Source organism: Brenneria corticis (assembly GCF_003115855.1).
Classification (GTDB): domain Bacteria; phylum Pseudomonadota; class Gammaproteobacteria; order Enterobacterales; family Enterobacteriaceae; genus Brenneria; species Brenneria corticis.
The window spans coordinates 1-12,797 of the sequence record NZ_KZ819112.1 but is presented as its reverse complement, the minus strand read 5'-3'; the positions used below and the strand labels follow the sequence as shown (position 1 = coordinate 12,797).

Here is a 12,797-nt window from a genome sequence, read left to right as displayed (position 1 = left end):
CTAGAGGTTCCTTGGATTTGTGTATAAGAGACAGTCGCAGGGGAGGGAGCAAGTTAGCGTCTCCCCCCAACCAAAGGGGGAGCCAATTTTTGCTCCTCCCCCTGACAAGGGGGAGGCCGGGAGGGGGTCATAATGGCCGGGAAAATGGCGGCGTTACTTCTTCGCCTCTTTCTCTTTCAGGCTGCGCGCCCAGCGCGGATGGTGCTTTCTCGCCCACCTCTCGGAAACCTTCCCTTCAATCATGCCCTTGATCGATCCCTTGACCCAAAACGCCATATACATATGGATCAGGATGGCGTGGATCAGCACGATCGCCGCGGTGGCGTGAATCAGTATGGCGTAGCGCACCACGTCAATGGGAAACAGATGGGCGAAATAGGGCCGCCACATGATGATGCCGGTAATCAGCAGTACCAGCGTCAGCCCCATAATGCTCCAGAACATCATTTTCTGGCCGGGGTTGTATTTGCCCACGTCCGCCACTTCGTGCTCGTTGCCTTTCAGCACCTCAATGATATTGAGAAACCAGGGAATATCGCGCAGTTGCGGAATATTGTGGCCCACAAAACGGATAAACATCGGGATCAGGCAGATAACGATCAGCACGCCGAAAATCGGGTGCATGATACGCCCCATCTGCGGCGTGCCGAAGGTTTGCGTCAGCCACTGCAATGTCGGGAAAAACAAGGCGATTCCGGACAGTGAGACCAGAAAAAAACTGATGACCACAATCCAGTGACAGATGCGGTCAATGAATTTGGTGCGCAAAATCATTTTCTGTTTACTCATGTTTGTCCCCTTCCTCATTTTCGTGCTCTATTTCTTCCGTATTGGGGCCGATGCCCACATAGTGGAAGATTAATCCGGCAAACGTCGCGACGAACCCGAGCGCCGATAATGGTTTCAGAATGCCTTTCCACAGATCCACCGGCGTGGAGATTTGCGGGTTATCAGGCAGGTTGTGATACAGCGACGGCCGGTCCGCGTGGTGCAGCACATACATGACGTGAGTGCCGCCGACGCCCTGCGGATCGTAAAGGCCGGCGTGGGCGTAGCCGCGTTTTTTCAGGTCGATAAGCCGCTCTTCGGCAAGGTGTTTCATTTCCGCCTTGGTGCCGAAACGGATGGCGCCGGTCGGGCAGGTTTTCACGCACGCCGGCTCTTGCCCGACGCTGACGCGGTCGACGCACAGGGTACATTTATAGACGCGGTTATCGTCTTTATTCAGCCGCGGGATATCAAACGGGCAGCCGGCGATACAGTAGCCGCAGCCGATGCAGTTTTCCGACTGAAAATCGACGATGCCGTTGGCGTACTGAATGATGGCCCCGGCGGACGGGCAGGCTTTCAGGCAGCCGGGATCGCTGCAGTGCATACAGCCGTCCTTGCGTATCAGCCACTCCAGCCGGTCGTTTTCCTCCACTTCGGAGAAGCGCATCAGCGTCCAGGACTTGGCGCTCAGGTCGGCGGGGTTATCGTAGACCCCGGCGTTATGGCCCACCTCATCGCGGATATCGTTCCATTCTGAGCAGGCCACCTGGCAGGCTTTGCAGCCAATACAGGTGGTGACGTCGATAAGCTTGGCCACTTGGCTTTTATCGCTGCGCACCTGCGGAGGCGGTGTGAAATCATTGGTGGCCGAACGTTTAATAATATCTTGAGATTGCATTGACATGGTTGGCTACCTTTACACCTTCTCTATGTTAACCAGAAACGCTTTATATTCAGGCGTTTGTGTATTAGCGTCACCGACGCTGGGGGTGAGTGTATTAGCCAGGAAGCCTTTGCGGGTCGCCCCCTCAAAGCCCCAGTGGCAAGGAATGCCAACGGTTTCTACCGGCCGACCGGCAATGTTCAGCGTTTTGATGCGTTTGGTGACCACGGCTTTCGCCTTGATATAGCCGCGCTGGCAGGAAACCCTGACTTCGTCGCCGGCCTTGATGCCTTTGTGCTGCGCCAGGTTTTCGCCGATTTCGATAAATTGCTCCGGCTGCGCGATGGCGTTGAGCCTGGCGTGTTTGGTCCAGTGACGGAACAGTTCGGTAATCGAGTAGGTGGTGGCGACGTAAGGGAAATCTTTCGCCGACCCCATGGTTTTTGCATCGCGGGCGAACAGACGCGCCGCCGGGCTGGAAACCACGGACGGATGCAGCGGATTGGAGTCCAACGGCGTTTCAATCGGCTCGTAGTGCTCAGGGAATGGACCGTCCACCAGTTTGTCCACCGAGAACAGCCGGGCGAGGCCCTCCGGCAGCATAATAAACGGTCCGGTATCTTTGCCCGGCGGGACGGTGGCGGCGAAGTCGGGGATATCGATGCCGCGCCATTGCTTACCGTTCCACTCCAGCAGCTTACGTTTGCTGTCCCACGGTTTTCCCTGCAGGTCGGCGGAGGCGCGGTTGTACAGGATGCGGCGGTTTTGCGGCCATGCCCACGACCAGTTCGGCGTGCAGCCCAGACCGGCGTCGGCGTTGTCGCGCTTATCCATCTGGTTGCCGGCTTCCGTCCAACTGCCGGCGTAAATCCAGCAGAAACTGGCGGTGGTGCCGTCGTCGCGCAGCTGGGAGAAGTCGGCGAGCTGCTGGCCTTTTTGCAGGATAAGTTTACCGCTGTCGTCATAGATATCGGCCAGCGCCATCCCGTTCCCCTCGCGCGCGATCTCCTCGGGCGTCGGATCTTCCGGGTCCTGATAGTTCCAGTTGATATTCATCAACGGATCGGGATAAGCCCCGCCTTCCTCGCGGTAGAGTTCGCGCAGCCGCATCAGCAGCTTGCCGAGGATCTTGCCGTCGTGCAGCGCTTCTCCCGGCGGCTCGGCCGCCGCCCAGTGCCATTGCAGCCAGCGGCCGGAGTTGGCGATAGAGCCGTTTTCTTCGGCAAAACAGGAAGAGGGCAGGCGGAACACTTCGGTCTGGATCGATTGGGGATCGACGTCGTTGAATTCGCCGTGGTTCTGCCAGAAGGTGGACGTCTCGGTCGCCAGCGGGTCGATGACCACCATAAATTTCAGTTTGGACAGCGCCGCGGCGGCCTTGTTTTTATCGGCGAAGGCGGCGATGGGATTAAAGCCCTGAACGATATAGCCGTTTATTTTGCCCTCCATCATCAGCTCGGTCTGCGCCATGATGTCGTAGCTGCGATCCCATTTCGGCAGCCAGTCAAAGCCCCAGCTATTCGACGCCTGCGCGTTTTCGCCGTAGAAGCTCTTCATCATGCTGATAAAGAATTTCGGCGTGTTTTTGAAGTAATTCACCTGATCGGGCAGCAGCGCGGTGGGCGTGATTTGCCTCAAATAGGTTGGTAAATCGCTTTGTTTTTCCGACGGCAGCGGCATATAGCCGGGCAGGTTGGTGGTCAGCAGGCCGAGGTCGGTATAGCCCTGAATATTGGAGTGACCGCGCAGGGCGTTGATGCCGCCGCCGGACATGCCGATATTTCCCAGCAACAGCTGGATAATCGCCGCGGCGCGGATAATCTGCGCCCCGTTGGTATGGTGAGTCCAGCCCAGCGCATACATAAAGGTGGTGGTTTTGTCCGGCACGCAGGTTTCGGCCAGCGTACGGCAAATTTCTTCATAATCCCCGGCCGGCGTTCCGCACAGCGACGTCACCATTTCCGGGGTATAGCGCGCAACGTGTTTTTTCAGCAGGTTCCACACGCAGCGCGGGTGAGACAGGGTGACGTCGCGTTTGGCGAAGCCAGAGGCGTCCAGTTCGTATTGCCAGCTGGACTTATCGTACTGCCGCGTCTGTGGGTTATAACCGCTGAACAGGCCTTCGTCGAAACTGAAGTCATCGCGCACAATCAGGCTGGCGCTGGTATAAGACAGCACATATTCGCGGTGAATTTTATTGTGGGTGATAAGATAATTGACGATGCCCAGCAGGAAGGCGGCATCGGACCCGGCGCGGATGGGGGCGTAGAGATCGGCCACCGCGGCGGAGCGGTTAAAGCGCGGATCGACGACGATCAGCTTGGCGTTGTTGTGCGTTTTTGCTTCCACAGCCCATTTGAAGCCCACGGGGTGCGCTTCAGCCGGGTTGCCGCCCATGACGATAACCACGTCGGCGTTTTTGATATCGACCCAGTTATTGGTCATGGCGCCGCGCCCGAAGGTCGGCGCCAATGCGGCGACGGTCGGTCCGTGACACAGGCGCGCCTGGCAATCAATGGCGACCATGCCCAGTGAACGGACGAATTTTTGATCGAGGATCCCGGTTTCATTGCTGGCGGCGGAGGAGCAGAGCATTCCGGTGGTCAGCCAGCGGTTAACGGTGACGCCCTGGGCGTTGGTGCGCTCAAAGTTGGCGTCGCGGTCGGCCTTCATCAGCCGGGCAATACGGTCGATGGCCTCATCCCAGCTGATTCGCTGCCATTTGTCCGAGCCGGGCGCGCGGTACTCTGGATATTGCAGACGGTTTTCGCTGTGAATGTAGTCCACCAGACCGGCGCCTTTCGGACATAAGGAGCCGCGGCTGACCGGATGGTCGGCGTCGCCTTCAATATGGAAAATGGAGGGTTTGGCGTTTTTGGCGCCGTCCCCCAGGCTATACATCAGAACGCCGCAGCCAACGGAACAGTAAGTACAGTTATTGCGTGTTTCTTTTGCTCGTAACAGTTTGTATTGACGTACTGACGCCATTGCTTCCGTAGGAGTGAAACCCAGCATTGCCAGCGTGGTCCCGGCCATTCCGCCCGCGCAAACTTTAAAGAAACCTCTTCGGTTCAGGTTCATTAGCTTCCCTATAATTATTATGTATCATTATTGTTACGGGCAATTTAACAATACAAAAAATGTGGGTTTTGCGCGAAATCAAAATTTAAGTATTTAAAGTATCTGATTAGCCTTTGACAGGTAGGGGTTATGTGCGCTGTATCACGTTTTATACGGCGGGGCGTTAAATATGTGTTGAATTTGGGTTCGCTAGTGTAACGAGGCGGGCAAGGAAAAACGGCGGACGGCAAGCGGGAAAAGCGGCGAAAATAGCAGGCCGAACGGATATTCGGCCTGAGAGCGAGATTATTTGACCTGCATGCCGGGTTGCGCCCCGCCGTCCGGGCTGAGCAGGAAGATATCTTTCCCGCCGGGGCCCGCCGCCATCACCATTCCTTCGGACAGGCCAAAGCGCATTTTGCGCGGCGCCAGGTTGGCGACCATTACGGTCAGCCGCCCTTCCAGCACCGACGGATCGGGATAAGCGCTACGGATGCCGGAGAATACCTGGCGGGTTTCGCCGCCCAGATCCAGCGTCAGGTGCAGTAGCTTATCGGAGCCGTCAACCAGCTCAGCCTGTTTGATCAGGGCGATACGCATATCCACCTTGTCAAAGTCGTCGAAGCCGATGGTTTCCTGCACCGGAGTCTCCGCCAGCGGGCCGGAAGCGGTTTTCGTCGCCGTCATGTCCTCTTTGGAGGCGTTCACCATATCGTTGACTTTATCCGCATCGATACGGTTGAACAGCGCCTTGAAAGCGTTGATCCGATGGCCCAGCAACGGCGCGGCGATCTCATTCCAACGCAGTTCCTGGTTCAGGAAAGACTCCGCCCGCTCTGCCAGCGACGGCAGCACCGGCTTCAGGTAGGTCATCAGCACGCGGAACAGATTGATGCCCATAGAGCAGATGGCCTGCAGGTCGGCGTCGCGGCCTTCCTCTTTCGCCACCACCCACGGCGCCTGCTCGTCGACGTAACGGTTGGCCAGATCGGCCAGCGCCATCACCTCGCGGATTGCCCGGCCGGACTCACGCTGATTATAGGCATCGGCAATGCTGGCGGCGGCGTCGGTAAAGGTTTTATACAGCTCCGCGTCGGCCAGCGTATCGGCCAGCCTGCCGTCGAAACGCTTGTTGATAAAACCGGCGTTACGGGAGGCCAGATTGACCAGCTTATTGACGATATCGGCGTTCACGCGCTGGACGAAGTCTTCCAGATTAAGGTCGATGTCGTCGATGCGCGAAGAGAGCTTGGCCGCGTAGTAATAGCGCAGGCAGTCCGCATCCAGATGCTTGAGGTAGGTTTCGGCCTTGATAAAGGTGCCGCGCGATTTTGACATCTTGGCGCCGTTGACCGTCACATAACCGTGAACAAACAGGTTGGTGGGCTTACGGAAATTACTGCCTTCCAGCATGGCGGGCCAAAACAGGCTGTGGAAATAAACAATGTCTTTACCGATAAAGTGATACAGCTCGGCGGTGGAATCCTGGCGCCAGAACTCATCGAAATCGATATCGCCGCGCTTATCGCACAGATTTTTGAATGAGCCCATGTAGCCGATTGGCGCATCCAGCCAGACATAGAAATATTTGCCCGGCGCGTCCGGGACTTCAAAGCCGAAGTAAGGGGCGTCGCGGGAAATATCCCACTGTTGCAGGCCGGCGTCGAACCACTCCTGCATCTTATTGGCGACCTGCTCCTGCAGCGCGCCGGAGCGCGTCCAGGCTTGCAGCATGTCGCTGAAGGCGGGCAAGTCAAAAAAGAAATGCTCGGACTCGCGCATCACCGGCGTGGCGCCCGAAACGGCCGACTTCGGATCGATAAGTTCGGTCGGGCTGTAGGTCGCCCCGCAGACTTCACAGTTATCGCCGTACTGATCGGCCGCTTTACATCTCGGGCAGGTGCCCTTGACGAAACGGTCCGGCAGGAACATGCCTTTTTCCGGATCGTAAAGCTGCGAGATGGTGCGGTTTTTAATAAAACCGTTCTCCTTGAGCCGGCGATAAATCAGGCTGGACAGCTCGCGGTTTTCTTCACTGTGCGTGGAGTGATAATTGTCGTAGCTGATGTTGAAGCCGGCGAAATCCTGCTGATGTTCCTGACCTATCGCCGCAATCATCTGCTCGGGGGCGATCCCCATCTGCTGGGCTTTCAGCATGATCGGCGTGCCGTGGGCATCGTCCGCACAGATAAAGTAAACCTGGTTGTCGCGCATTCGCTGGTACCGAACCCAGATATCCGCCTGAATGTGTTCAAGCATATGACCGAGGTGGATCGAACCGTTGGCATAAGGCAGCGCGCACGTTACCAATATTTTCTTTGCGACTTGAGTCATGAGGAACTTGCTTTCTTTTGTGATAGAGGGAAGTTGATGTTAACCGATAGCGCCTTGCTGCGTAAACCGCTGCCTCGCCTAAATCCTTTCCGCATGGATATGGCCGGGCGGATGATTCAGTATGAATGTCGGGGTCTCCTTCTGGTATGCTATAACCGTTTTCTATCGGTTAAATAATGAAAAATTCAAGGAGCCGGAATGAACTCTAAACTCCCCGAACAGCGTCCGGACGCTCTGCGCGCCCTGGTTACCGGGGTTCTGTCGACTTTTCAGCACCCGACGTTGAAAAATAATCTGACCACGCTGCATGCGCTGCACCACTGCGCGCTGCTGGACGATGTGCTGCATATTGAATTGACCATGCCGTTTGCCTGGCTGAGCGGTCTGGAAGCGTTAAAGGAAGCGGTAAGCGATGAGCTGCTGCGCCTGTCCAGGGCGAAAGCGCTGGAGTGGCGTCTGACGCACAGTATCGCCACCTTGCGCCGGGTGAACGATCAGGCCGGGGTAAAAGGAGTGAAAAATATTATCGCGGTCAGCTCCGGCAAGGGCGGCGTCGGCAAATCCAGCACCGCGGTGAATATGGCGCTGGCGCTGGCCGCGGAAGGCGCCAACGTCGGCATTCTGGACGCCGATATCTACGGGCCGTCGATTCCTACCATGCTGGGCGCGGCGAGCGAACGACCCACCTCGCCGGACGGTCAGCATATGGCGCCGATTATGGCGCACGGACTGGCGACCAATTCCATTGGCTACCTGGTCACCGATGATAACGCCATGGTGTGGCGCGGGCCGATGGCCAGTAAAGCGCTGTTGCAGCTGTTGCAGGACACCCTCTGGCCGGACCTGGATTATCTGGTGCTGGATATGCCGCCGGGCACCGGGGATATCCAGCTGACGCTGGCGCAGAGCATCCCGGTCACCGGCGCGGTGGTGGTGACCACGCCGCAGGATATCGCCCTGATGGATGCCATGAAGGGCATCGCCATGTTTGAGAAAGTCAGCGTGCCGGTTCTTGGCATCGTGGAAAACATGAGCGTCCATATTTGCAGCCATTGCGGCCATCTGGAGCCGATTTTCGGCACCGGCGGCGCGCAGCGACTGGCGGAGAAATACCACTGCGCGCTGCTGGGGCAACTGCCGCTGCATATTTCGCTGCGCGAGGATCTGGATCGCGGCGAACCGACGGTGGTCAGCCATCCCGACAGTGAATTTACCTCATTATACCGCGAGCTGGCCGGGCAGGTCGCGGCGCAGCTTTACTGGCAGGGCGAGGTTATTCCAACCGAGATTTCTTTCCGGGCGCTGTAGCGTCGTTGATGACGGAGTCTGGGGGGAGAGCATCTTGGCTATGGATGCTTAAACCGCATCCCCATTTCCGTCGTCCCCGCCTCCTCTCCGTCATTCCAGCCTCATCTCCGTCATTCCAGCCTCCTCTCCGTCATCCCAGTCTCCTCTCCGTCATCCCTGCGGCCGTAGGCAGGGACCTGCATTTGCTGGCGACAGGGTGCAAAAAACGCCCTCTTACTCATCCATTTCCTGGGACTCGCCCTACGAGCCGCAGCAGGCGGTATCAAAAACACTACTGGTGTTTTTGTGCGCAGGAATAACGGAAAGGCTTTAAATAATATGATGATATAGGTCGTCCCAACGGGGATTTATGCTCTCAACTAACCTGATTTTCCAGGCTCTTTTCCACTTTTTCATCTGCTTTTCTCGCAAAATGGCATTATTCATATCCTTAAAATATTCGTAATAGACCAGCATATGTAAGTGATATTTTTGAGTGAACCCACCAGTAATCCGATTTTTGTGTTGCCATATCCGTTTGGTCAAATGACTGCTTACGCCGATATAAAGTGAGCCATAAGGCTTGTTGGTCAAGATATATATACAAGGTTGTTTGCTCATATTTGCATTCTTAAAAACGGTTCTACGTGAGATACCTCGTTTTAATCTGAAAAATACAAAGAGTCAGGTGCTCTAATTGAAATTAGGAATGCTATTCGCAGATTTAGGCCTGTTTCTGAGGCAATGTACCGCTGTTGGGTAGATTCCTGCCTTCGCAGGAACGACGGATGGGGAAAGGTGGCGTTCCTCTTCGTCATCCTAGCCTCCTCTTCGTCATCCTAGCCTCCTCTCCGTCATCCCAGCCTCTTCTCCGTCATCCCTGCGGCCGTAGGCAGGGACCTGCATTTGCTGGCGACTGGGTGCAAAAAACGCCCGCTTACTCGTCCATTTCCTGGGACTCGCCCTACGGGCCGCTATAGGCGACTCCCATGTTTTGGGGCGCGGAATGCGTAGGCGGCACGGGAATGACGGAACCGGCATGGTGGAAAGGCTGGCGCGAACAACGCTAACTCCTTATAATTGCCGCGTCGCAGCACCATTGGTGTATCCCTCTCTTTTTTATGTTAATCAGGTCGTTAATTACCATGACTGATAAGTCTCATCAGTGTGTCATCATCGGGATAGCGGGTGCGTCTGCTTCCGGTAAAAGTCTTATTTCCAGCACGTTATACCGTGAATTGCGTGACCAGGTTGGTGACGAACATATTGGTGTGATACCCGAGGACAGTTACTACAAAGATCAAAGCCATCTGACGATGGAAGAGCGAGTCAAAACGAATTACGACCATCCCAGCGCCATGGATCACAGCCTGCTGCTAACGCATCTGCAAATGTTAAAAGCCGGTCAGGCGATAGAACTTCCCCTCTATAGCTATGTTGAACATACCCGGATGCAGGAAACGGTGCGTCTTGAGCCGAAGAAGGTCGTTATTCTGGAAGGTATTCTGCTATTGACGGAAGCCCGCCTGCGCGACGAGATGAATTTCTCCATTTTTGTCGATACGCCGCTGGATATCTGCCTGATGCGCCGTATGCGCCGCGACGTTAACGAGCGCGGCCGTTCCATGGACTCGGTGATGGAGCAGTACCAGAAAACGGTACGTCCGATGTTCCTGCAATTCATCGAGCCATCCAAGCAATATGCCGATATTATCGTGCCGCGCGGCGGCAAAAACCGTATTGCGATTGATATTCTGAAAGCCAAGATAAGCCAGTTTTTTGAATAATCTTTTTGGGCTTTTTTACCCATTACCGATCGAGTGGAGAAAAAATGAGACTGTGTGATCGTGATATTGAAGCCTGGCTGGATGACGGCCGGTTATCAATTACGCCCCGTCCGCCAACAGAAAGAATTAATGGCGCGACCGTCGATGTCCGTTTAGGCAATCAGTTTCGGGTCTTCAGAGGACACACCGCGGCCTTTATCGATTTAAGCGGGCCGAAGGATGAGGTCAGCGCGGCGCTGGATCGCGTAATGAGCGATGAAATCAATCTGCCGGAAGGCGAAGCCTTCTTTCTGCATCCGGGCGAACTGGCGCTGGCGGTCACGCTGGAGTCGGTAACCCTGCCGGACAATCTGGTGGGCTGGCTTGACGGACGCTCCTCGCTGGCGCGTTTAGGTTTGATGGTTCACGTAACCGCGCACCGTATCGATCCCGGTTGGCAGGGAAGAATTGTGCTGGAGTTCTATAATTCAGGTAAGTTGCCGTTGGCGCTACGCCCCGGCATGATGATTGGCGCGCTGAGTTTCGAGCCGCTTTCGGGGCCGGCGGCCCGCCCGTACAACCGCCGTCAGGATGCCAAATATAAAGATCAGCAGGGCGCAGTGGCGAGCCGCATCGACAAAGACTGACTGATTGCCGCTGTAAGGCGAATGACAATGAGGATGGCATGAGAAGATTTCTGACGACACTGGCGATTCTGCTTGTTGTGCTGGTGGCAGGAATGACGGCGCTGGTGGTGCTGGTTAATCCCAATGACTTTCGCGCTTATATGGTCAGGCAGGTCGAGGATCGCAGCGGCTATCAGCTGCGGCTGGATGGCGAACTGCGCTGGCATGTCTGGCCGCAGCTGAGCATTCTGTCCGGCGGCATGTCGCTGAGCGCGCCGGGCGCAACCGCGCCGCTGGTCAGCGCCGAAAACATGCGTCTGGATGTTAAACTCTGGCCGCTTCTCTCCCATAAGCTCGCCGTCAAACAGGTGATGCTGAAAGGCGCGGTTATCCGGCTGACGCCGGAAAGCGAAGCTAAATCCACCGGCAACGCCCCCATTGCCCCGCCAGGCTCGCCGGCGCCCGCCGAGACGCAAGGCTGGAAGCTGGATATTGATAAATTAAGGGTTGCGGACAGCCTGCTGGTTCTGCAACGCAACGACAATGAACAGATAAACGTCCGCGATATCAACCTATTAATGGAGCAGGACGGCAACCGTCAGGTGAGCATCGAGCTGTCCAGCCGCGTCAATCGCGATCAGCGGGACATCGCTGTTTCGCTGTCCGCCGATCTGGATATGCTGCATTTCCCGCAGCAGGTCAATGCGAATATCGAGAAGCTGGATTACCAGATTCAGGGGGCGGACATTCCGGCAGGCGGCATTACCGGCAGCGGCAGCTTGCAGGCCAGCTATCAGCGTCAGCCTGAAAAGATTACCGTAAGCCAGCTGGCGCTGAGCGCCAATGAGAGTCAACTGACGGGAAGCGGCAGCGCCGCGCTTGGCGATATTCCCGACTATGTGCTGGATTTGAAGTCCGACAAGCTCGATTTGGATGCTTTGCTCGGCATTAAGCTTGGCGCAGAGACGCGCGGTTCCTCATCTGCCCAGGTAAAAGCGGGCAAGCCGGTTATCTCTGCCGAAAACGCGGTAAAGCCAGGCGAGGGCGCTCTACAGGGATTCACGGCGCGTTTGTCATTGCAGGCTGAATCGCTGATTTATCGCGGGCTTAACGTTAACCAGTTTACCGTGCAGGCGACCAATCAGCAGGGGCTGCTGAATATCGCCACGCTGAGTGGAAAATTGGGGGATGGACATTTTTCTCTGCCGGGCAAGATGGATATCACCGCATCCCCCGCCATCACTATTCAGCCGGAATTGAATAATATCGATATCGCACCGCTGACGGCGGCGTTTGCATTGCCGGAAAGTCTGAGCGGTAAGCTCTCCATGCGCGGCGAGTTCGGCGGCGATGCCTTTACTCTGCCGGCCTTGACGCAGCAGTGGCGGGGGAATGCGGCGCTGCAAGCCCGCAATCTGCGTTTCCACGGATTGAACATTCAGCAGATGGTGCAGATGGCCGTCGTGCGAAGCAGCAATAGCGTGCGGGGCCAGGAGCGCTATGAACGCTATACCGAAGTCCGGCAGTTGGCGGCAAACATTCAGTTGAACGCAGGCAAGCTGAAGATAAATGAACTGAGCGGCAGCTCTGAATTCCTGGCGCTGACCGGAGCCGGACAGATTGACCTCCTGGCGAGAACCTGCGATACCAACCTGAACGTGCGGGTTACCGACGGCTGGCAGGGCGATGAGCAGTTGATTGAGGTACTGCGGGATACGGCGATTCCGTTACGGCTATACGGTTCGTGGGACAAGCTGAATTATCAGTTGCAGGTGGATCAACTGCTGCGCAAGCGCTTGCAGAATGAGATGAAAAAGCGCTTGAACCAGTGGGCGGAGAAGAACCAGCAAAGCCAGAAAGGCAAGGATCTGAAACAACTGCTTGATCGGCTGTAAGACAGCGGTTTTTGGGGTTGCTCCTCCCCCTGAGAAGGGGGAGGCCGGTAGGGGGCATTAACGGCAAAGCACCAAACCTTGGTCAAGCAGTCTCACTACTCTTTTTCAGCCAACTGCGCCACTTCTTCAGGCGTAAGCCCGGTAATTTGCTGCACGGTCTCTTTATCCATGCCTT

Annotated in this window: 9 protein-coding genes; 4 read left to right on the top strand and 5 right to left on the bottom strand. The window is 56.2% G+C overall.

Translation table 11 applies throughout. The features are described 5' to 3' along the window. Positions 1-153: 153 nt before the first annotated feature. From fdnI to metG, 4 genes are all read right to left on the bottom strand, one after another. Positions 154-789 (bottom strand): formate dehydrogenase-N subunit gamma, encoded by a 636-nt coding sequence (gene fdnI, locus DDT56_RS23685; protein ID WP_136168806.1) that lies wholly within the window; start codon positions 787-789, stop codon positions 154-156. Beyond that, the gene (fdxH, locus tag DDT56_RS23680) at positions 782-1,675 is read right to left on the bottom strand and encodes a formate dehydrogenase subunit beta (protein ID WP_136168805.1); all 894 of its coding nucleotides are present in this window, start codon (positions 1,673-1,675) and stop codon (positions 782-784) included. Before fdxH ends, fdnI begins: the two co-directional genes overlap by 8 nt. A 12-nt stretch (positions 1,676-1,687) precedes the next feature. After that, a complete protein-coding gene (fdnG, locus tag DDT56_RS23675) occupies positions 1,688-4,735 on the bottom strand; it encodes a formate dehydrogenase-N subunit alpha (RefSeq protein ID WP_136168804.1) in 3,048 nt (1,015 codons plus the stop codon). 285 nt (positions 4,736-5,020) lie between these two features. Then, positions 5,021-7,048 carry a methionine--tRNA ligase gene (gene metG, locus DDT56_RS23670; RefSeq protein ID WP_136168803.1) on the bottom strand — a complete coding sequence of 676 codons (2,028 nt, stop codon included), beginning with the start codon at positions 7,046-7,048 and terminating at the stop codon, positions 5,021-5,023. 198 nt (positions 7,049-7,246) lie between these two features. Here metG and apbC point away from each other — a divergent pair, with 198 nt between their 5' ends. Further along, positions 7,247-8,356, top strand: a complete 1,110-nt coding sequence (gene apbC, locus DDT56_RS23665; protein ID WP_136168802.1) for an iron-sulfur cluster carrier protein ApbC — start codon at positions 7,247-7,249, stop codon at positions 8,354-8,356. A 309-nt stretch (positions 8,357-8,665) separates the two neighbouring features. Here the strand turns inward: apbC and DDT56_RS23660 are convergent, their stop codons facing one another. Beyond that, positions 8,666-8,956, bottom strand: coding sequence for a GIY-YIG nuclease family protein (locus DDT56_RS23660; protein WP_136168801.1), 291 nt, complete (start codon positions 8,954-8,956; stop codon positions 8,666-8,668). Positions 8,957-9,480: 524 nt separating this feature from the next. Here DDT56_RS23660 and udk point away from each other — a divergent pair. Genes udk through asmA form a run of 3 tightly spaced genes read left to right on the top strand, consistent with a single transcriptional unit; the run spans position 9,481 to position 12,622 of the window. Beyond that, the gene (gene udk / locus DDT56_RS23655) at positions 9,481-10,122 is read left to right on the top strand and encodes a uridine kinase (protein WP_136168800.1); all 642 of its coding nucleotides are present in this window, start codon (positions 9,481-9,483) and stop codon (positions 10,120-10,122) included. A gap of 44 nt (positions 10,123-10,166) precedes the next feature. After that, positions 10,167-10,748 (top strand): dCTP deaminase, encoded by a 582-nt coding sequence (dcd, locus tag DDT56_RS23650; protein ID WP_009113730.1) that lies wholly within the window; start codon positions 10,167-10,169, stop codon positions 10,746-10,748. A gap of 38 nt (positions 10,749-10,786) precedes the next feature. Then, positions 10,787-12,622: an outer membrane assembly protein AsmA gene (gene asmA / locus DDT56_RS23645; RefSeq protein ID WP_136168799.1), complete on the top strand. Its 1,836-nt coding sequence runs from the start codon at positions 10,787-10,789 to the stop codon at positions 12,620-12,622. Positions 12,623-12,797 lie beyond the last annotated feature (175 nt).